General features: G+C 39.5%; 20 protein-coding genes. 9 read left to right on the forward strand and 11 right to left on the reverse strand.

All coding sequences use genetic code 11. The annotated features are described in order from the left end of the window. Positions 1–40: 40 nt before the first annotated feature. Genes M5E07_RS07380 through M5E07_RS07390 form a run of 3 tightly spaced genes read right to left on the reverse strand, consistent with a single transcriptional unit; the run spans position 41 to position 2,196 of the window. On the reverse strand, positions 41–1,207 hold the full coding sequence (locus M5E07_RS07380) for a ribosomal protein uL16 3-hydroxylase (protein WP_252223431.1): 1,167 nt from the start codon (positions 1,205–1,207) through the stop codon (positions 41–43). 15 nt (positions 1,208–1,222) lie between these two features. Further along, on the reverse strand, positions 1,223–1,813 hold the full coding sequence (locus M5E07_RS07385) for a Maf family protein (RefSeq protein WP_116760879.1): 591 nt from the start codon (positions 1,811–1,813) through the stop codon (positions 1,223–1,225). Beyond that, complete coding sequence (locus tag M5E07_RS07390) at positions 1,813–2,196, reverse strand: DUF2237 family protein (RefSeq protein WP_116760877.1); 384 nt, start codon at positions 2,194–2,196, stop codon at positions 1,813–1,815. The genes M5E07_RS07385 and M5E07_RS07390 overlap by 1 nt, the downstream gene beginning before the upstream one ends. A 137-nt stretch (positions 2,197–2,333) precedes the next feature. On the opposite strand from M5E07_RS07390, the gene M5E07_RS07395 reads away from it, so the two are divergent. From M5E07_RS07395 to M5E07_RS07410, 4 genes are all read left to right on the forward strand, one after another. After that, positions 2,334–3,521 (forward strand): phosphoglycerate kinase, encoded by a 1,188-nt coding sequence (locus M5E07_RS07395; RefSeq protein WP_252223433.1) that lies wholly within the window; start codon positions 2,334–2,336, stop codon positions 3,519–3,521. 143 nt (positions 3,522–3,664) lie between these two features. Then, on the forward strand, positions 3,665–3,925 hold the full coding sequence (locus M5E07_RS07400) for a hypothetical protein (RefSeq protein ID WP_116760872.1): 261 nt from the start codon (positions 3,665–3,667) through the stop codon (positions 3,923–3,925). Between the two features lie 120 nt (positions 3,926–4,045). After that, positions 4,046–5,083: a class II fructose-bisphosphate aldolase gene (gene fba, locus M5E07_RS07405; protein WP_252223434.1), complete on the forward strand. Its 1,038-nt coding sequence runs from the start codon at positions 4,046–4,048 to the stop codon at positions 5,081–5,083. An 87-nt stretch (positions 5,084–5,170) separates the two neighbouring features. Beyond that, positions 5,171–6,034, forward strand: coding sequence for an EamA family transporter (locus M5E07_RS07410; RefSeq protein WP_252223435.1), 864 nt, complete (start codon positions 5,171–5,173; stop codon positions 6,032–6,034). A 292-nt stretch (positions 6,035–6,326) separates the two neighbouring features. Here the strand turns inward: M5E07_RS07410 and nfsB are convergent, their stop codons facing one another. Then, positions 6,327–6,980 carry an oxygen-insensitive NAD(P)H nitroreductase gene (gene nfsB / locus M5E07_RS07415; protein ID WP_252223436.1) on the reverse strand — a complete coding sequence of 218 codons (654 nt, stop codon included), beginning with the start codon at positions 6,978–6,980 and terminating at the stop codon, positions 6,327–6,329. Positions 6,981–7,225: 245 nt separating this feature from the next. On the opposite strand from nfsB, the gene hpaI reads away from it, so the two are divergent. Next, positions 7,226–8,023 carry a 4-hydroxy-2-oxoheptanedioate aldolase gene (gene hpaI, locus M5E07_RS07420; RefSeq protein ID WP_252223736.1) on the forward strand — a complete coding sequence of 266 codons (798 nt, stop codon included), beginning with the start codon at positions 7,226–7,228 and terminating at the stop codon, positions 8,021–8,023. A gap of 64 nt (positions 8,024–8,087) precedes the next feature. Here hpaI and M5E07_RS07425 read toward each other — a convergent pair whose 3' ends face one another. Then, entirely contained in the window at positions 8,088–8,807 is a 720-nt protein-coding gene (locus M5E07_RS07425) for a UDP-2,3-diacylglucosamine diphosphatase (RefSeq protein ID WP_252223437.1), read from the reverse strand. An 87-nt stretch (positions 8,808–8,894) separates the two neighbouring features. Beyond that, a complete protein-coding gene (locus M5E07_RS07430; protein ID WP_116760860.1) occupies positions 8,895–9,404 on the reverse strand; it encodes a peptidylprolyl isomerase in 510 nt (169 codons plus the stop codon). A 167-nt stretch (positions 9,405–9,571) separates the two neighbouring features. Between M5E07_RS07430 and M5E07_RS07435 the strand changes: the two genes are divergently transcribed. Further along, complete coding sequence (locus M5E07_RS07435; RefSeq protein ID WP_252223438.1) at positions 9,572–11,296, forward strand: glutamine--tRNA ligase/YqeY domain fusion protein; 1,725 nt, start codon at positions 9,572–9,574, stop codon at positions 11,294–11,296. 143 nt (positions 11,297–11,439) lie between these two features. On the opposite strand, the gene M5E07_RS07440 is transcribed toward M5E07_RS07435, so the two are convergent. Next, on the reverse strand, positions 11,440–11,976 hold the full coding sequence (locus tag M5E07_RS07440) for a lecithin retinol acyltransferase family protein (RefSeq protein WP_252223439.1): 537 nt from the start codon (positions 11,974–11,976) through the stop codon (positions 11,440–11,442). Positions 11,977–12,147: 171 nt separating this feature from the next. Between M5E07_RS07440 and M5E07_RS07445 the strand changes: the two genes are divergently transcribed. Then, entirely contained in the window at positions 12,148–12,873 is a 726-nt protein-coding gene (locus tag M5E07_RS07445) for a phosphodiester glycosidase family protein (protein WP_252223440.1), read from the forward strand. 66 nt (positions 12,874–12,939) lie between these two features. Here M5E07_RS07445 and M5E07_RS07450 read toward each other — a convergent pair whose 3' ends face one another. From M5E07_RS07450 to putA, 3 genes are all read right to left on the reverse strand, one after another. After that, a complete protein-coding gene (locus M5E07_RS07450) occupies positions 12,940–13,167 on the reverse strand; it encodes a hypothetical protein (RefSeq protein WP_026441170.1) in 228 nt (75 codons plus the stop codon). Positions 13,168–13,406: 239 nt separating this feature from the next. Beyond that, a complete protein-coding gene (gene trmA / locus M5E07_RS07455) occupies positions 13,407–14,489 on the reverse strand; it encodes a tRNA (uridine(54)-C5)-methyltransferase TrmA (protein ID WP_252223441.1) in 1,083 nt (360 codons plus the stop codon). A gap of 222 nt (positions 14,490–14,711) precedes the next feature. Further along, the gene (gene putA, locus M5E07_RS07460) at positions 14,712–18,461 is read right to left on the reverse strand and encodes a trifunctional transcriptional regulator/proline dehydrogenase/L-glutamate gamma-semialdehyde dehydrogenase (RefSeq protein ID WP_252223442.1); all 3,750 of its coding nucleotides are present in this window, start codon (positions 18,459–18,461) and stop codon (positions 14,712–14,714) included. 118 nt (positions 18,462–18,579) lie between these two features. On the opposite strand from putA, the gene M5E07_RS07465 reads away from it, so the two are divergent. Beyond that, a complete protein-coding gene (locus tag M5E07_RS07465) occupies positions 18,580–19,071 on the forward strand; it encodes an Lrp/AsnC ligand binding domain-containing protein (RefSeq protein WP_044740442.1) in 492 nt (163 codons plus the stop codon). A gap of 45 nt (positions 19,072–19,116) precedes the next feature. Here the strand turns inward: M5E07_RS07465 and putP are convergent, their stop codons facing one another. After that, complete coding sequence (gene putP, locus M5E07_RS07470; protein ID WP_116760846.1) at positions 19,117–20,628, reverse strand: sodium/proline symporter PutP; 1,512 nt, start codon at positions 20,626–20,628, stop codon at positions 19,117–19,119. Between the two features lie 741 nt (positions 20,629–21,369). Here putP and M5E07_RS07475 point away from each other — a divergent pair. Continuing rightward, positions 21,370–21,726 (forward strand): hypothetical protein, encoded by a 357-nt coding sequence (locus M5E07_RS07475; protein WP_116760844.1) that lies wholly within the window; start codon positions 21,370–21,372, stop codon positions 21,724–21,726. Positions 21,727–21,787 lie beyond the last annotated feature (61 nt).

The raw sequence follows: 21,787 nt of genomic DNA on the forward strand, positions 1-21,787 counted from the left end.
AGGCATTCAAAACGAGATTGAATGCCTTTGTAACGTTGACTTATTCTTCAGCTGGTGGAAGTAGCATCAGAATCGAATCATTCATCAGTTGAGCAAAATCTTCTAAAATTTCGTCATGATTAAAGTGCTGATCAAAGGCCAATATTTGACCGTCTGCAATTTGCTTTAACAGATTGCTAGAATCTTCAGAAATACAAATTTGCTCGCCATTTGCCCAGAACAATAATGCTTGGTCTTGTTCGGCATACAATAAACGTGACGCAGGTTCGAGTAAAATTTCATAACCTGTATCTAAAATTTCACGTAAGTCATCTGCTTCAATTTCATCAGGTTCAGGAATATTGTCTGGATATTTTGGCTCTGACATTAAACTGATAATGGCATTATCCAGTTCGGATGAATTCTGTAAGCGTTCGAGTAACAGGGTTTTTAAATAATCCAATTCTGATTTGGTGATTTGCCCAATTGAATTGGGATGTTGTCTTTGAATATCAATCAATGGATTTTTTAAGAAAGTGTTATCAGCAAACTTGTCACTAACACGATCCATCAGATCTGCCATATTTGGCATACGGAAACCAAACGAGAAGGTGAGACAGTCATCTTCCGCGACACCGTAATGAGATAAACCTGGTGGGACATAGAGCAAGTCCCCAGGCGCAAGTACTTCATCAAAATCAACCTGCATTTCAGGCAGTAATTTTAAAGGTTGACCTGCAACAAATTCGGTATTGGCATCACACATTTGTCCAAGCTGCCAACGACGATGCCCATAGCCTTGCACAAGGAACACATCATAAAAGTCAAAGTGTTTTCCAACTGAACCACCTTTAGGCGCATAGGACACCATAATGTCATCACGGCGCCATTGCGGAATAAATGGAAACTTTTTCCACAATTCAGCCAAATCAAACGAGTAATGATCGACGGCTTGAACCAGTAATGTCCATAGTTTTGGCATCTTTTGGAAATCGCCCTTAATTAAAGGTGATGATTTCACTGTCCATTGATTTGGGTCTTTATCTTTTTGCTTAATTAAACGTGCAGTCACATGCTCTTCTAAAGCCAGTTCCATCACATCATTCGGTTCTAAGATGTTGATGATCTCAGGTAAAGCATTGCGTACAAGTAAAGGTTTCTTTTGCCAGTATTCGCGAAGAAACTGTTCAGCGGTGATGCCGCCTAAAACATCTAAAGGTTGGGACATAAATTACAGCCTAAATTAAGGAACTAAAATATTTAATTGACGGAGAATTTGGCACAATTGAATCATCGGCATGCCCATTAATGTGGTTTGATCGTGTCCGATCATTTGTTCGAATAAACTAATACCCAAACTCTCACATTTAAAGCTACCCGCACAATGTAGCGGTTGCTCTATAGCGACATAACGTTCGATCTCTGCCAAACTCAGTTTTCTAAATTTTACTTTGTAGTGTTCGACCAGTGTTTGTTCAAACCCAGTTGAATGTTGTTGTACGCTCAGTGCGGTACTGAAATAGACGATTTTGTCAGAATTGGCTTGTAGCTGACGAATGGCTTTATCTGCCGAGAGCGGTTTACCAATAAATATATCTGGGGCACCTTCACGCCAAGCCACTTGGTCTGAACCAATGACAATCGAGTCAGGATGTTTCTGTGCAATGGCATTGGCTTTTTCAAAGGCTAAACGACGAGCCAAATCATCTGCATGTAATTCACCACGGGGTGATTCATCAATATCTGGTACAACACAATCATACTGGATCTTTAAGCGATCCATTAAATCTTTGCGTGTCTGACTGCTTGAAGCCAGAATGATTTGGGTATTCATCAGATGGCATAATCCATTAATACATTCAGTGGAACATAAGAAAGAACGGCTTGATGGCAGGCATGGATTTTAACAGGAGGTGCTTGACCCGCCTGATAAGCTTCCACCCAACGTGTCACACAAATACACCAGAAATCGCCAGGTTGTAAACCAGGGAAACCAACTTCGGGTACAGGGGTGATTAAGTCATTGCCAACTTTCTGTGAAAAATTTAGAAACTCAGAAGTCATTTGCGCACATAGGGTGTGCTGCCCTAAATCGGTCGTTGCAGTATGGCAAAATCCATTGCGGAAATAACCTGTAATTGGGTCAAAACAACAACTGGCTAAGGGTTCGCCAAATACATTTAAGCGGTTAATTTTAGGATCTGGATGAAATGACATAGCAGTGAATCAATTTGTGGCTTTTCAATATCATAATCAAAACGAACGCTTTCGGCAGCTTTTATGCAAAAGAAGCTAACCTTTTTCTGCATAATCATTTAAAATCGTGCCGATTTTATATATTCAGAGAGCTATACATGAATTTTCAGCGTATGACTGACCTTGATTTAGCAGGTAAACGAGTTCTTATTCGTGAAGACTTAAACGTTCCTGTTAAAAATGGTGTGATTACCAGTGATGCACGTTTACGTGCTGCATTACCGACAATCAAAGCCGCATTAGATAAAGGCGCAGCAGTCATGGTGTATTCACATCTTGGTCGTCCTGTAGAAGGTGAGCCAAAAGCTGAACAATCATTAGCTCCTGTAGCTGCTTATTTAACCGAAGCTCTAGGTCAAGACGTTCAGTTAGTGACGGACTATCTTGATGGTGTTGAAGTTCAAGCAGGTCAAGTGGTTCTGTTAGAAAACTGCCGTTTCAATCTCGGTGAAAAGAAAAATAACCCAGAATTGGCGAAAAAATACGCAGCGCTTTGTGATGTATTTGTGATGGACGCATTTGGTACGGCTCACCGTGCTGAAGCTTCAACTGAAGGTGTTGCACGTTTAGCACCAGTTGCAGTAGCAGGTCCACTCCTTGCGGCTGAACTTGATGCATTAGGTCGTGCATTACAAACGCCTGAAAAACCAATGGTCGCAATTGTTGCAGGTTCTAAAGTATCGACTAAGTTAGATGTGTTGACCTCACTTTCTGATATTTGTGATCAATTGATCGTGGGTGGTGGTATTGCCAATACATTCTTGGCAGCAGCAGGCTTCAATGTTGGCAAATCATTGTGTGAAAATGATTTAATTGATACAGCAAAAGCGATTGCGGCAAAAGTATCTGTACCACTTCCAACTGATGTTGTTGTTGCTGATGCATCTGAAATTAACTTTGATGATTTCTTGGGTTCATTGGCTGCTGCAAAAGCAGTGGTGAAAAAAGTTGAAGATGTTACTGATAACGACATGATTTTGGATGTTGGCCCAGAAACAGCGCAAGCTTTTGCAGAAATTTTAAAAACTTCAAAAACAATTCTTTGGAACGGTCCTGTAGGCGTGTTTGAAGTTGATCAATTTGGTGAAGGCACTAAAACGCTTTCTTTAGCGATTGCAGAGTCTGAAGGTTTCTCAATTGCAGGTGGTGGCGATACTTTAGCTGCGATCGACAAATACGAAGTTGCTGATAAAATTGGTTATATCTCAACGGGTGGTGGTGCTTTCCTTGAATTTGTTGAAGGTAAAACACTTCCAGCAGTCGCTGTTCTTTTAGAACGTGCTTAAAAAAATAATGCATCGAACGAGATGAAATATAAAAGGTTGACTTCGGTCAGCCTTTTTTATTGCATTCATCTTTAGGTCATCAAACTGTCACATCTCTGCAATAAAATCACGCCTATTAAATCACCTGTTGTAGGAATAATGTGATGAACCTAAAATTAACGCTTGCTGCTTTATTAATCGCACCATTGGCTTTAACGGCTTGTGCCAAAAAAGATGAAGCACCGAAAACAGATGCAGCAGTAGAAGAAAAAGTTTCTCCAGAGCAACAAGCTGCAATTGATTCATTAGATAAGCCAGTTATGGATGAAAAGAATACTGATGTGCCTGCAGAAGTTGCAAATGTAGATGCCGATGCTGCGACTCCTGCAACAGAAGTTGAAGCTTCAAAGGCCACTGCTCAATAAATTGTCGTATTTTCTTACAAGGTCCCTGCAATTGCAGGGATTTTTTTTAAATAGTGTTATTTATTGCTGAATTGAAATTAATGACCATGTAGAATATGTCGCATTACCTGGGAGGACACTATGGCTCTTATTTCATTGCGCCAGCTCTTGGATCACGCCGGCGAACATGCTTACGGCGTACCAGCATTCAACGTAAACAACTTAGAACAAATGCGCGCAATCATGCTTGCAGCAGATGCGACAAATTCACCTGTTATCGTACAAGCATCAGCGGGTGCGCGTAAATACGCAGGTGCTCCATTTTTACGTCACCTTATCTTGGCTGCAATTGAAGAATGGCCACATATTCCAGTGGTGATGCACCAAGACCACGGTACAGATCCAGATGTTTGCCAACGTTCAATTCAATTGGGCTTCTCATCAGTGATGATGGATGGTTCATTAGGTGCAGACGGTAAAACACCAACCACTTATGAATACAACGTTGATGTAACACGTCGTACAGTACAAATGGCGCATGCGTGCGGTGTTTCTGTAGAAGGTGAAATCGGTTGTTTAGGTAGCCTTGAAACTGGTATGGCGGGTGAAGAAGATGGTGTGGGCGCTGAAGGTGTTCTCGATCATTCTCAACTTTTAACTTCAGTTGAAGAAGCACGTCAGTTTGTTGCAGATACCAATGTCGATGCACTTGCTATTGCAGTTGGTACTTCACATGGTGCGTACAAGTTTACGCGTCCACCTACAGGCGATATTTTGGCAATTGACCGTATTAAAGAAATTCATGCGGCTCTTCCAAATACGCATCTTGTAATGCACGGTTCAAGCTCTGTACCACAAGAATGGTTAGCGATCATCAACCAGTATGGCGGCGACATCAAAGAAACTTACGGTGTTCCTGTTGAGCAATTGGTTGAAGCAATCAAACATGGTGTGCGTAAAATCAATATCGATACAGACTTACGTTTAGCATCGACAGGTGCAATGCGCCGTATGATGGCAGAACAACCAAGCGAATTCGATCCTCGTAAATTCTTCGCAAAAACTGTTGATGCAATGAAACAAATTTGTATCGATCGTTATGAAGCATTTGGTACTGCAGGCAATGCTGACAAGATTCGTCCAATTTCTTTAGAGAAAATGGTTGAACGTTATAAATAATCGCTCCACAAATTATTTATAAATAGAAGCCCACATAATTTATGTGGGCTTTTTATATGACTGACGAACATATGGGGTAGATGTCTAATGGAGCTGATCCTTGCGGCAGCACTTTGCAGCGTTTTGGTATCAATACTACTGAAAGTTTCTAAGGCTAAAGGCTTGAATCCTATGCAGATGATTTGCTGGAATTATGCGATTGCAAGTCTTTTGTGTTTCTATTGGTTTAAACCGGATTTAAGCCATGTTTCTCTAAGTAATACACCATGGTGGCTTATTCTTAGCCTAGGCTTGTTATTACCGAGTGTGTTTTTATGTTTATCTAAGTCATTACAAACTGCGGGTATTGTCAAAACTGAAGTCGCACAACGTTTATCAGTCATCTTATCTTTAGGTGCTGCTTATTTCATTTTTAATGAGCAGTTTGGCATACTTAAACTTATCGGGATTGGTTTAGGTATTACAGCAGTCTTATGTATTATTTATTCACATCGCAGCAGCCATGCTCAAGCTAGTGCTAGTTCATCAGGTATGTTCTATTTAGCAAGTGTGTGGGTGGGTTATGCCTTGGTGGACATCTTGCTGAAATACACGACAGGTTTAGGAGTACAATTCTCAGTCGCTTTAACCTTAATGTTTATATGTGCCTTTGTATTTTCATTTTTATACGTTTTATTCACCACAAAACAAATAGGTTCATCTACAAACATTTTTTTGGGATTATGTTTGGGCGTGCTTAATTTTGCCAATATCGCGCTATACGTTAAAGCACACATGTTACTTAAAGATAGCCCCGCAATTGTATTTGCAGGGATGAATATTTTGGTGGTGTTATTGGGTGTTTTGAGTGGGCTTATTTTCTTTAAGGAAAAACTTAAAACCAGTACCAGTCTAGGGTTGGGCTTAGGAATTATGAGTGTACTTTGTTTAGCCTATGCCATGATTGTTTGAGAAGTTTAGCAGCCGATGTAATTGAGTAGAGAAGTAAGTCTTTTTTCTCCGCAACACCCATGAGTAAACCAGTATGATGACACTGAGGGCAGCGTGGTTTATGTAATACAGATGGTGCATAGGCATGAAAATAGGTGAGTTGACAGTGTTTACATTCAAATTTAATTGGAAGCTGAATAAATAAAGACATCACTAACCTCTGCTTAGGTAGAACTCGTATCTTCATTAAGCAAGATTTATTCCTTTATAGAAAAGGGACAAATCAATTGTCCCTCATTATTACAAGAAAATTTTACAGCTTGGTGAAAACGTCTTCTTTCTTTAGGCGAGATTTTGGTAGCTTGGCGTTAAAGTCAGTTTCACTGCGATAACCTAGTGTTAATAGCACAGAGGGGATTAAGCCTTTTTTAGTAAGTTGTAATTCTTCAGTTAATAAATCCTCATCAAAACCCCCAATAGGGGTAGCATCAATATGCTCAATTCCTGCTGCGAGTAAAATTTGACCGAGCGCGATAAATGTTTGATTTTCAGCCCAACGTTGAATATCACCTTTTTCATTACGGTAATAATCGACATAACCTGTACGGCTGTCTTTTTGACCTTGTTTTGCAGTAGCGTCTTTAAAACGACCACTGACATCATCTTGCGCCAATAAATTTTCTAAATGTTCCTCAGTAATATCAGCTTTGGTGCAAAATAAAATGGTATGTGATGAATCTAATACTTTTGGTGCGTTGTAGGCATATTTACCCACTAAAGCTTTGGCGATGCGTTCTTTGGCTACTTGGTTCTCTGCAATAAAGAAATGCCAAGGTTGAATATTAATTGAAGAAGGGGTTAAACGTAAAATTTCGAGTAAGTGTTCAAATTGTTCTTGTGGAATTTTCTTGGAAGGGTCGTAAGCCTTAGTGGTATAACGAGTTTTTGAAATATTCAAAAGATCCATGAAAATCACTCCGAGGTCAAATCGATGCTGTTATTAGCGGAATATTCACATTAATCGTTTCATGTATCAGATTCAAGCATCGTTCCTATATGTTCTATCAACGCTTGTTCAATTATGAGATAAGCGCAGAATTATGCATGATTAAGTGTTGAATACGATGATAAGATCGAAAATCAATATTGGTATTTTGCGCTGTAAATCGATTTACTTATCACCATCATGCCATTTAAAACTAGCTCATCATGATGCCTGACACCATTAACCATTTTAAGCAAAGATTAAAAAGCCAACAGCAAATCGGACTTTGGGTCGGTTTAGCCGATGCCTATGCAACCGAGATTGTTGCAAATGCGGGTTACGATTGGCTTTTAATTGATGGTGAACATGCCCCTAGTGATTTAAGAACCACATTATTACAACTGCAAAGTATGGCTGCCTATTCTTCACAGGCTGTGGTACGTCCACCCGTTGGTAGTGTGCAACTAATTAAGCAATTATTAGATATTGGGGCACAAACCTTATTAATTCCGATGGTGGAAACTGTTGAGCAGGCAGAGCTTATGGTAAAAGCCGTACGTTATCCACCAGAAGGAATTCGCGGCGTAGGGGCAGCATTGGCTCGAGCAACGCGTTGGAACAGTATTCCTGATTATTATGCACACGCGCATGAACAAATTTGTTTGTTGATTCAAATTGAGTCAGTACAAGGCTTAAGTCATTTAGATGAAATTCTTAAAGTTGAAGGGATTGATGGCGTCTTTATTGGAGCAGTCGACTTATCTGCAACGATGGGTTATCAAGGTGATCCAAACCATCCAGACGTGCAAAAAGCAGTCATTTCAGCAATACAGAAAATACGTGCAGCAGGAAAAGCCGCAGGGATTTTATCTACCACAGATGAAGTCACGCAGAAATACATCGAATTAGGAACAGAGTTTGTCGCTGTGGGTGTAGATACCAGTGTCTTGATGAATGGATTAAGAGCATTGTTGGCGAAGTATAAAAAGGGCAGTGAGGAAAAGCGAGTAGGCGGTGGCTATTAACCCTGAAGATGTATCGCAAAAATAGTGTTCAAGTAAGGCAACGAAAAATAAGAGTTTTAAATACTTAGTAGTTAAACGTACTTAATTTTAATATTAAGTCCTGTTGTTGGGGATCAATAACCAGAATTTGTGCTGAATCTTCTTTCCAATCACCGAGCACAATGCGCTTTTTACCCTCTTGTTCATGAATGGCAGCACGATGGGTATGCCCATGAATTAAGATATCCACATTTGCCAAAGCTTGAGTAACTGCTTGAGAATTGACATCCATCACTTCATAACTTTTAAACTGCTGAGCAGCATGACTTTTCTTTCGGAAGCCATTGGCTAGTTTGGTACGGAAACTGAGAGGGGTTTTTCGCAGGAAGCCAAGGACTAGAGGATTGCGAATGACTTTTTTAAAGCGTTGATAGCCGATGTCATCGGTACATAAGGCATCGCCATGTTCAAGTCGGAACTTCAGTTGGTTAATCTCTAAGACATGGCTGTCTGGTAACAAAATACCCTGAAACTGATCGAGAAATTTTTGACCTAAGGCGAAATCACGATTACCCACTTGGAAATAGACTTGATTACCTGCGGCATGAAAATGTTGTAAAGCCGTAACGATTTCATCTAACCATGGGGCGGTATAGTCATCACCAATCCAAGCATTGAACCAATCCCCTAAAATATAGAGCTGGGTTTGCTGGTGTTGATATTCTTTGAGCAAGGCGAAAAACCCTCGAACAAGTCGAGGGTGATCGGGTGACAAATGTAAATCTGATATAAACAGATAGGTCACGCTTTTATCCTTTAAATAATCCCTCCTAACCTCCCTTTACTAAGGGAGGAAGTCCCTCTTTTTTAAAGAGGGATTTAGGGAGATTAATTACTCAGAAATGATTTTTGCAGATTCAATTACAACGTTTTCTAAAGGAACGTCAGCGTGGTAACCACGGTTACCTGTACGTACGCTTTTGATTGCGTCTACAATATCTAAACCTTCAGTAACTTTACCAAATACTGCATAGCCCCAACCTTGTGCTGTTTTACCAGTGTGGTTAAGGAAAGAGTTGTTTTTCACGTTAATGAAGAATTGAGCAGATGCAGAGTGAGGTGCTTGAGTACGTGCCATTGCAATCGTACCAGCATCATTGCTCAAACCATTGTCAGCTTCGTTCTCAATTGAGTCACGCGTTGCTTTTTCTTTGAAGTTTTCGTCCATGCCACCACCTTGGATCATGAAACCATCAATCACACGGTGGAAAATTACGCCGTCATAGAAACCGTCACGAACATATTCTAAAAAGTTAGCAACTGTTTTAGGTGCTTTTTCAGCGTTAAGCTCTAGAACAATACGACCTTTATTGGTGTTTAATTCGACTTGAGGAAAACTCATTGTGTAATCTCCTTAACATGGACATAAAAGCCATGGGTTTTTGGTTGAGAGAAGCATAAGCAAACTGTAAACTACAAGGCAAGTAAAAACGTACATTTCTTTGTTAAAAATACTGAAATTGCGTTTAAAATATCCTGTTTTTTATTTTTAGAAGTGATCTATCTACTATGAAGCCAAATGATGTTGTTGCATCTCTGCCAAATAACCCGACACCAAGTAATCATGCCTCTGTCGATGCTGCGCAGCAAGAACAACAGCCTGGCTTGGATTTTGTACGTCAGGTCATTACTGACGATTTATCATCTGGGCGTACACAAACCGTTGTAACGCGTTTCCCGCCAGAGCCGAATGGTTATTTACATATTGGTCATGTAAAAGCGATTTGCCTAAACTTTGGTATCGCACAAGAATTTGATGGTTATTGTAATCTTCGTTTTGATGATACGAACCCTGATGCCGAAGAACAAGAATATGTTGATGGTATTGCCAACGATGTAAAATGGTTAGGTTTTGAATGGAAAGATGAACCACGTTATGCGTCGGGTTATTTTGATCAGTTATATGCATGGGCGGTGCAATTGATTGAACAAGGTGATGCTTATGTGGATTTGCAATCGCCAGAAGAAATTAAATTAAATCGTGGCAGCTTTGTTGAACCGGGTAAAAACTCTCCTTACCGTGATGCTACTGTTGCAGAGAACCTTGAGCGTTTTGAAAAAATGCGTAATGGTGAAACGAAAGAAGGTGAAGCGGTTTTACGTGCCAAAATTGACATGACATCTCCGAATGTTCATATGCGTGATCCAATTCTTTACCGTGTTTTGCATTCTGAGCACCATCAAACGGGTGACAAATGGAAAATGTATCCAATGTATGACTATGCTCATCCATTGTCTGATGCAATTGAAGGCATTACGCACTCTTTATGTACATTGGAATTCCAAGATCACCGTCCATTCTATGACTGGGTGATTGAGAAAGTTCACTCAGCCGCAGTTCCACGTCAGTACGAATCTAGCCGTTTAAACATTGATTACACCATTACTTCAAAACGTAAATTACGTAAATTGGTTGAAGGTGGTTATGTCAATGGATGGGACGATCCACGTATGCCAACAGTTGTCGGTATGCGCCGTCGTGGTTTCACACCTGAAGGCTTGCGTGATTTCTGTAAGCGTGTAGGTGTGACTAAGACCGATGGTATTGTAGATGTTGCAATGCTTGAGTTCTGTATCCGTCAATCGCTTGAAAATGCGGCTGGTCGTGGTATGGCAGTCTTGAATCCACTAAAAGTCACTTTAACGAATTTACCTGAAGCTTTGGACTTGGTGCATGCACGTCATCCAAATGTCGATATGGGTGAGCGTGTTATTCCACTTACTTCAGAAATTTACATTGACCGTAAAGATTTTGAAGAAATTCCACCGAAAGGCTTCAAACGTTTAGTGCCTGAGGGTGAAGTACGTTTACGTCATGCTTATGTGATCAAGTGTGACGAAGTGGTTAAGGATGAAAATGGTGAAGTAGTTGAACTGAAATGTTCAATTGATCCTGAAACTTTAGGCAAAAATCCTGAAGGTCGTAAAGTGAAAGGCGTTATTCACTGGGTATCTGCAAGCAAAGGTGTTCCTGCTGAAGTGCGTATTTATGACCGTTTATTCACTGAATCTGCACCTGACGCAACCGATGATTTCTTGGCGAATCTAAACCCAGAATCATTACAAGTTGTACAAGCAGTCATTGAGCCTGCATTGGCACAAGCAGAGCCTGAACAACGTTTCCAATTTGAACGTGAAGGTTATTTTGTGGCAGATCGTTATGACCATACAGCAGAAAAGCCTGTGTTTAACCGTATCTTAGATTTAAAAGACAGTTTTAAACCAGGCAAATAAAACCTGATTTGAAATATAAAAGCCCCTGAACTGCGAGTTGAGGGGCTTTTTTAATGTCTATTGCTTTTTGAAATAGAGATTGAGAGTGGATTAAATTATGATGAATAGCTTGAAACTAGAAAATGGTATTTTTAAGCATCAACTTAACGATTTTTATGTTCCTGATCTTTAAGGAACAAATAGGTTTGTCTCTGCATTTTCGCTTTATCACGCAGCTTCTTTTTAATGTAAAGCGCAAGTGCAAAACAAGTTGTAGTAAGGGTCAGTAGCATGCTGTTCATATAACTCATAATTGAACTGACATAACCAATCGTAGTTAATCTGTTCATCATGCGAACCACTTGAGGGCTGCTTTCTACCCCAGTAATTGCCCAAGTACAAAGATGTTCACAATTGTTCATAATCAGGTGATAGTGGTTTTCTTTCATACGTGAGCGCATACGGCGCACGACGTTGCGACCTGAATATTTAGGTTGTTGGTATTGGACGACATCAATTTTTTTACCATGACAGAATTCTGCTAGAGTGGTAATTTCAATCGGTCTTTTTTTATAGAAGTGGGCAAAACCTGAATAATGGATAACACGTCCACGCCCAATATAAATCCCATGATGAGAGTAGGCGAAGTGTTTTACCACCAAATGTGCCCCAATAGGAAACGGTTTTTTCTGTTGATGCATTGCTACACTAAACGAATAAACTACGGCTGTATATTAGCATGTAGTTTACTTGGAATGATGGAGATAGGTGAATAGTTGAATATGAATGCTACAAAAAGCAATAAAATAAAAATAAGCGGCTAAAGAGTGTTTGATGGTATGTATACAAAATTCAGGCAAAGGATTCAGCTTGTGTTCATACTCCTATTCAGTTTGTTATCGGTAGAATCTGAGGCACAAGTTAAAAGTTATACGCGTGAATATAATGATCTCAATTTTACAGTGGTCGAAGTGCATGATCTGGCAAAGCTACGTTTATTTTTAAATCAACAGGAGCGTAAAACTCCCATTAATTATTTCACCAATATACCAATGCAACTAGCACCATGTGAGGGCATGCTATTTGCAATGAATGCAGGTATGTTTCATTCGAATTTCAATCCTGTTGGTTTATACCTTGAAAAAAGGCAGGCGCAATATCCATTGAATCTGCATCGAGGTTGGGGAAATTTTTATTTAAAGCCAAACGGTGTTCTGGCATGGAACAGTAAACAGGCGATCATTTTAAGTAGTTCGCAATATACCAAGAAGAAATTCAACGCTGATTATGCGACGCAGTCTGGACCGATGTTGGTGCTTAATCGACGAATCAATCCAATTTTCATGGCAGAAAGCACATCCTTTAAAATACGTAACGCCGTGGGGATAAAAGATCAAGTATTGTATTTTGTACTGACTGAGCAAGCTGTGAATTTTTATACTTTGGCGAGTTTTATGCAAAACGAGCTCAAGTTAGAGCAAGCTTTATATTTAGATGGCTCAATTTCAGCGATATATCTGGCTGAGAAGGATATCAATACTCAGAGTAGTCCGTTTGGGCCGATGCTGGCCTATATTGAAGATCAATCTTGTAACTAGAAAATTTTGAAGTTGAAAATAAAAAAGCATTGGTTTAACCAATGCTTTTTAATGACGAAATCGGCATCACTGTAATGGTGAACGGGTGATTTCGTTTAGCTCTTTGCGGCTATAACCTCGAGAGGCTAAAACACGTTTTATGCCAATGATGACATCATCATCTGTGGCTTGAGCAAGAGCCTTTAACAGTTGTTCATCTGTTTTGCATGAGCAATCATTTTCGACACACGCGATTTGATTTTTATGCTCATTCAACTGCTGCGGTGCAGCAAACAATTTTTGCCAAAAACTCATAGAGCCTTCATTCATGAATAACATAGAACGAAATATAGCCAATTTTATGAATAATGCAAGATGGTCTAAGTGATAAAAGCAGCAGTTGAACACGCAAAATTTCAATCATAATGGCAAGATTTAACGGTTTTATGACAGGTCTAAATATATGGTGAAATTAACTACTTTATTTCAAATAAAAATCCTCAAGTTATTGTTTTAAATGACTTGAGGATTTGATGTTTTAGTAAAATTAATTTTTACAATTTTTCTAGTAACACACCTGATTCTACATGATGTGTATAAGGGAATTGGTCAAACAAGGCAAATTGAGTCACTTTGTGGGTTTGAGTCAGTTGCTTTAAATTGTCATGTAAAGTGTCTGGGTTGCATGAAATATAGATAATTCGCTCAAAGCGCTGTAATAATTTGAGCGTTTCATCATCAATACCTGCACGTGGTGGATCCACAAACACCGTATCAAAATCATAACTGCTAATATCAATTTGTGCTTCTTGTAAGCGTCTAAATTCACGTTCGCCATTGTAGGCTTGGGTAAACTCTTCAGCAGAAAGTCGCGCTACTTGAATGTTATCAATGTTATTTTGTTCAATATTCCATTGGGCTGCATATACCGATGATTTTGCCAATTCAGTTGCTAAAACACGGTTAAAATGCGTTGAAAGCGGTAGGGTGAAGTTCCCATTACCACAATACAGTTCTAATAAGTCTTTTGCAGATTCTTTTGCTGCATTACACGCCCATTCCAACATCTTTTGGCAGACTTGAGCATTGGGTTGAGTAAAGCTGCTTTCGATTTGTTTGTACTGATATTTACACTCGGAAACTTGTAGTTCCTCGACCACAAATTCATCAGAAAGCACAACCTTTTGACCACGACTACGACCAATAATTTTAATCTTAAGTTTTTCTGCAAGCTGTTTGGCTAGTGCTTGCCATTGTTCATCGAGCGGGCAGCGATAAATCAGTGAAACAAGCATTTCACCTTTTAAAGTTGCTAAAAAATGAACTTCAAATAGTCGTTTTGATAATGCATCGTGACTTTTTAGTTCAGCCAAAAGTACAGGCATCAGTTGATTAATACTGGCATCAGCAATTGGGAATTCATCAATACGAAGGACTTGTTTTTGTTGTTGTTCGTCGCGCTCAAACATGGCATAGAACATATCTTCATCTGTATGCCAAATACGAAATTCTGCGCGCATACGAAAATGTTGCTCTGGTGATGCAAATACAGCAAGTGAAGGAGGATTGAATTCGGCAAATTGTGCAGAAATACGTTCAACTTTGGCATCAAGTTGTTGCTGATAAGATGAAGTCATATGCAGTCAAAAATTATAAAACGTAGAAAACAGGGATGGTAACAAAGTTTACTGAAGAAGACTAAGCGAATTCGGCAACTTCGAATGAAAATCTAAAGAACTGGGGAACAGTTAGATGAATATGGAGAAAATATGCTTTTCTCAAATAAAAAGAAACCAAGCCATTAGACCAGTAATGGCTTGGTAAGGGAAAGATACCCCTTTAACAGGATGCTTTAAACCTTAGTTCAAGGTCATTAAGCTTGCATTACCACCCGCAGCAGCAGTGTTAATACTAATCGCACGTTCAATCACAAGACGTTCAACTGGAATGTTTTGTTCCGCAGGCTGTAAATGGGTAATCCCCACAATAGCACCTGAACGTTGAGCGATGGTTGCTTGTAACTCAAGTACTTGAGTTGTTGTGCCATGGTGTAGAACTGCATCAAAATCACCCGTTGCAATGCTTTGGATCACTTTGAATTGTTGTGCTACCGCTTTAGGCATAGAAGACAGATGTTTCAATGCAAATACATTGTCTGCAAGTACAGCAGCTTGGCTACCGACTGCAAAAATTGCATTTAATTGAACCAATTGGTCTTGTTCTTGCTCTGCAAGAGACAATACACAGTGACGTGCAACAATTGTATATTGGTTACTTTCACCTGTAGGGCCATTTAATTCATACACTTGACCAGATGCAAGCGCAGGTACTTCAGGCAATTTCACTTGTGGGAATTGCTGTTTCACCCATGCGCTAAACTGTTCATACACTTCATTTTTTGGAGCAGGCTGTAATACTTTGCCTACTGCAAAAGGTGTACTTAACTGTTTTGCACTGCATTCTTGCATTAAACGGTACAAGTAAAGTGGACCACCCGCTTTAGGACCAGTACCAGACAGGCCTTCACCACCGAAAGGTTGTACGCCAACAACAGCACCAACGATGTTGCGGTTAATATACAAGTTACCCACTTCAGAAGTGCTAATCACAGTGTTGATGGTTTCATCAATACGTGTATGTAGACCCATAGTTAAGCCGTAGCCTTTCGCATTGATTTGATCGACTACAGCTTTCACATTACCTTGTGGGTAACGGATTACGTGTAATACTGGACCAAAGACTTCGCGCTCAAGGTCGTTTAAGTTTGGCAATTCAATCAACGTAGGTGGAATGAATGTACCTTGAGTCAGGCTCGCATCAGCATTGTCGTTATGCATGAACTGATGAACCGCATAACCTTTACCACGCATTTTTTGAATGTGGTTTTGGATATTGGTTTGTGCTTCGGCATCAATGACTGGACCAATATCAGTTTTTAACAATGCAGGATTACCTACAGTTAACTGTTTCATGGCGCCTTTCAGCATGCGAATTACACTTTCAGCATTGTCTTCTTGTACGCATAAAATACGTAATGCAGAACAACGTTGACCAGCACTGTCATAAGCCGAGTTCACAACATCTAAAATAACTTGTTCAGTTAATGCTGATGAATCCACGATCATGGCATTTTGACCACCTGTTTCCGCAATTAACGGAATCGGTTGACCATTTGTACCTAAGCGTTTCGCAACAGTTTTCTGAAGGATTTTCGCAACTTCAGTAGAACCTGTGAACATAATGCCTTGAATACGTGGGTCAGCACTGAGTTGTGCACCAACAGTTTCACCGCGGCCAGGAATTAACTGTACAACCGCTTCTGGTACACCTGCTTCCCAAAGCATTTGAATGGCTAAAGATGCAATAAGCGGCGTCTGTTCAGCTGGTTTTGCAATAACCGTATTACCTGCAACAAGTGCAGCAGAAATTTGACCACTGAAGATTGCCAATGGGAAGTTCCATGGGCTAATACACAATACTGTGCCTAATGACTCAATTTGCGCATTTGTAGCCAAGTTTGTGCATTGTGCAGCGTAGTAACGTAAGAAATCTACCGCTTCACGTACTTCCGCAATCGCATTGGCATAAGTCTTACCACTTTCGCGGCATAACAACACCATCAGCTCTTGGATACGGCTTTCCATAATGTCGGCAGCACGGTTTAAACATGCAGCACGTTCATTTTTCGGTGTATTGACCCAAGCAGCTTGTGCATTCGCAGCATTTGTCAGCGCAAGATTCACATGTTCAGCAGAAGCTTCTTTTACGCTACCAACTTTGTCTGTATGGACAGCAGGGTTGATTACAGCAACTTCAGCAGACGCAGCAATTTCAGCTAAACTAGGACCCATTGATTGAGCAGCCCATTGCTGAGACATTAAGTTTTGAACTGTCGTGTCTAAACTCAATAATTCGCTGTCATTCGCTAAATCTACGCCAGAAGAGTTGTGACGCAATGCACCATATAAATTCTTTGGTAATGGAATAGCAGGATGTTTTAAGCCAACCGCTTGTTCTTGTTTCGCAGCAGTTAAGATTGCTTCGCGTGGATTTTCGATCAAGTCTTGAATCTTCAAGCTCTTATCCGCAATACGGTTTACGAAAGATGTGTTAGCACCATTTTCAAGTAAACGACGTACTAAGTAAGCCAATAGAGTTTCATGCGTACCCACTGGTGCGTAAATACGGCAAGGAACGTTTAATTTCTTTTCAGATTTTGGACCAACGACTTGCTCGTATAAAGGTTCACCCATGCCGTGTAAGCATTGGAATTCGTATTGACCGACATAATATTGTTCAGGTTTTGCCAATTCGTAAATGGTGGCAACAGTTTGAGCATTATGCGTTGCAAATTGTGGGTAAATTTGCTCTGGTGCAGCCAATAATTTTCGTGCACATGCGATATACGACAAGTCTGTATGTACTTTACGCGTAAATACAGGGTAATCCGTCATACCTTCAATTTGCGCTTTCTTGATTTCGCTGTCCCAATAAGCACCTTTCACCAAACGGATCATCAGACGCTTGTTGCTACGCTTAGCAAGATCAACCACATAGTCTACAACGTAGAAGCAACGTTTTTGGTACGCTTGAATAACAAAGCCGATACCTTTCCAATCCGCCAGTTCTGGTTCGAAGCAAAGACGCTCTAATAGTTCAAGAGAAAGCTCTAAACGCTCAGACTCTTCAGCATCAATGTTTAAACCAATATTGTAGTTTTTCGCTAAACGAGCCAATTCCAAAACTTTGCTATAAAGTTCGTTATGTACACGTTCAGTCTGTGAACGTTGGTAACGTGGGTGTAAAGCAGAAAGCTTAATTGAGATACCCGGGCCACTATAAACGTCTTTATCTGTAGATGCTTGACCAATTGCATGAATTGCATTGGTGTAGTCATTGAAATAACGTTCTGCATCGTGATCTGTTAATGCAGCTTCACCCAACATGTCGTATGAATAACGGAAACCTTTATCTTCTAGACGTTCAGCGTTGCTTAAAGCTTCTTTAATGGTTTCACCAGTAACGAACTGTTCGCCCATCATACGCATAGCAACGTCTACTGCTTTACGGATTACGCCACGACCACTACGTGCAATTAAGCCAGTCAGCATACTCGAAAGACTGGCTTGCTTCGGTGTTTCCATCAGCATACCTGTTAACATTAAGCCCCACGCAGCGGCATTAACGAACATTAGGTTGCTTTGACCAATGTGATCTTTCCAGTTACCTTGGTTAATTTTGTCACGGATGAGTAAATCACGCGTTGCAGTATCAGGAATACGTAATAACGCTTCAGCAAGACACATAAGCGCAATACCTTCTTGAGAAGATAAAGAAAACTCTTGTAATAGTCCTTGTACGATACCTGCTTTACCCGCAGAACTTTTACGCTCACGTAACGTGTGTGCAAGGTTAAAAGCTAAGTCTTGAATACGTGTATTCAATTCATCTGAAATTTTGCTATGCTCAAGTAGATTTTCAACACATTCAGATTCGGCACGGCGCCAAGCAGTGTTAATTTCTGTTTCGTAAGCGGTCTTTTCTTTGAAAAGCGTAATGTAGTCTTGATGAGGCTTTGTTCCATCAATTGGGGAGATGATCGTATTCATGCCAACTTCCTGTGACTGAAAAGATTGAGTTAAGCAAATTGCCGTATATAATTAATGATCACAGAAATAAACCCGAATAACTCACTATACTTTCCCTTATTTTTAGAGATTAATTCAGATGTCTAGCCAAATTTTATCGCTTGATCGAACGGATATTAAAATTTTAGATATTCTGCAAAACGATGGAAGAATATCGAATATTAAATTGGCTGAAGAGGTGAATCTATCTCCTACGGCTGTGCTTGCAAGGGTACAGAAGCTCAGTAAAGATGGATTTATTCTTGGCTATGAAGCCAAGTTAAATGCAGCGATGCTAAACTCAAATTTTGTGGTCTTTGTAGAAATTTTACTCGATAAAACCACGCCAAATGTATTAGATGAGTTCTGCGAGGCTGTGATGCAGTATCCAGAAATTGTTGAATGTCACATGACCAGTGGTGGATTTGATTTTGTTGTAAAGATTCGCTGCGCCAGTATGGAAGAGTTTCGTAAAATTTCAGGGCAGGTGCTTTGGCAGTTGCCAGGAATTAAAGAAACCAGAAGCTATCCTGTTATGGAAGTTATTAAAGAAAGCGCTAAGCTTAACCTGAAAATTAAAAAGAGTAGATAAAAATAAAGGGGCATTAAGCCCCTTTATTTTTAACTTGGTAAAGAATTATTTATTCTTCAACTCTGCCATTTCACTTTTGTAAAAGGCATCTGCTTTTTCAAAACGTTCAATAACTTCTTGCTCAGGTGCTTTGCCAAGAAGGCTAACAACGATAATGCTGATGAAAGATAGAATGAAGCCTGGAATAATTTCATACAAGCCAGTGTCACCCATTGTATTCTTCCATACGATTACGGTAATTGCACCGACAAGAATACCCACGATTGCACTGTTTAGCGTCATACGCTTCCAGAACAAAGACAAGATAATCAATGGACCAAATGCAGCACCAAAACCCGCCCAAGCATAAGCCACTAAACCTAAAACTTTACTGTCTGGGTTTTGAGCAAGAATAATTGCAAGGATGGAAATACCGACAACCATCAAACGACCAACCCAAACCAATTCATTTTGCGTTGCATTTTTACGGATGAATACTTTGTACAAATCTTCAGTTAACGTACTAGAGCAAACTAAAAGCTGACAGCTTAAAGTACTCATAACAGCAGAAAGAATTGCGGCAAGAATAATACCCGCCACCCATGGATTAAATAAAATTTTATTTAACTCCATGAAGATTGTTTCTGGGTTCTGAGAAACAACGGCTGCAAGTTCTGGATGTTGCTGGAAGTAAGCGATACCGATAAAGCCAGTACCTACTGCACCACCAAGACATAAAATCATCCAAGCCATACCAATACGACGTGCCGCTGGAATGGTTTTTACAGAATCGGCTGCCATAAAGCGTACCAGAATATGCGGTTGCCCAAAATAGCCTAAACCCCATGCCATTGAAGATAGAATGGCAACGGTACTCAAACCTTCAAGCATATTCCACGCTTGCGGGCGAGCAGCTTCAAGCAATACACCAAACTGTTGACTATGGTCGTCAATAGCAAGGTAAGCAATCATTGGCATTAACAATAATGCAAAAATCATTAAGCCTGCTTGGAAGGTATCCGTCCAACTTACTGCAAGGAACCCACCAATACATACATATGAAATTGTTGCGAGTGCACCAATCCAAAGGGCAGTAGAGTAGTCCCATCCAAATAAACTTTCGAATAAGCGTGCGCCAGCAACCATGCCTGAAGCACAGTAAATAGCAAAGAAGATTAGAATTACCAATGCGGAAATAATACGTAACACACGTTTTTTGTCGCCGAAACGACCAGTGAAATAATCTGGTAAAGTGAGTGCATTATTTTGAAATTCAGTGTGAACACGTAAACGTCCTGCCACTAAAAGCCAGTTTAGCCATGCACCGATAATTAGACCAATAGCAATCCATGCTTCAGAAAGACCAGAGAGATAAATTGCTCCTGGCAAACCCATGAGTAACCAACCACTCATGTCCGATGCGCCTGCAGAAAGTGCAGTTACAACGCTTCCAAGACTACGTCCACCCAAAATGTAGTCAGAGAAATCTGAAGTTGCCTTATAAGCATATAGGCCAATACCGACCATTGCGATAATGTAAAAAATAAAGGTGATTAATGTAGGGTTCACTTGACTCATATGCCCATCCTTTGTCTTCAAACCATCAATCCAAGATGATTTTTTGAGCTGCAATAGCGAGGAGGTGATTCAATCATAAAAGCAAAATTACTTACTGTTACATTTCTAGGGTGTTTATAGTCGTTTTATGTAGTGAAATGTAATTTTAGTTACAAAACTAAAAATGACAAAAAATCATACTGAGCATATGTAAAATGGGCTTTTTAAAAGAATGAATGCTTTAAAAAGATGATTATTCACCATATTTGATGGTAATTTAATTTATAAAGATGCAATTTCTGTAAAAAAATGATTTTGTTTACATAAAATAACAATAAGCTTTAGCTCTATTTATAAGAAATATTAGTTAGATAGCTTTAATTGACTCTTGCTTTTGCAGCAAAGGAGTCATGAAATTTAAAAATTAAGATTTTTAGAGCAATTTAGATATTGCTATATTTTTCAAATAAATTTAGCAAGGTTAGATTTTATTCTTCTATATTCTACATTTGTATAATTATTCTATTAAATTTTTGTGATCACTTGGTTTCAATGTCACAAAGAAACAGGATGAAGAAAATTATTCATTTGGTTTTCGTTTATAGAAGTAAAAACCTAGTTTTAACACAATATTTGTATGGCACTTTTTTCGAGTTGCTGATGTAAATTTATAAAAGTGAATATCAAATGTCCTGTTGGACAAGAGACTCAGGTATTTGCACTATATAATAGTCATTCAAAATGTTGTCGGGGTGTGCTGAGATGCTAAATAAGCTGAAAGATGTATTTAAAAGTTCTAAAGTAAAAGAGGAAGAGGCTTATCTGCAAGAACATGCGATCCAGTTTAATCCACAACAGGGCTATATTGTAGATGAAATTGTTCTAAATCAGGAATTGTCTGAACGGCTAGAATACTTTTCTAACCGTCGTTTAAATAAGTTTGATGATTTACAAGCTCTTTATTACGCAGCTATGTTAATTAATGAAAAAATTGATTTGGAAATTACACAGCAGAAATTTGTCGCACGTTTAGGCAATACGGAAGAAAACCTGCTCCAATTTAAAAGCATTGTAAAAAAACTGAACGATTACTATCGTAATTTTATTCGAGATAAATAGTCGTCGAACATGAGTGAGGATAATTTTCTACCCCAAGCATGCATTTTTCAATGTAATCATC

Origin of the sequence: Acinetobacter tibetensis (assembly GCF_023824315.1) — a bacterium.
Classification (GTDB): domain Bacteria; phylum Pseudomonadota; class Gammaproteobacteria; order Pseudomonadales; family Moraxellaceae; genus Acinetobacter; species Acinetobacter tibetensis.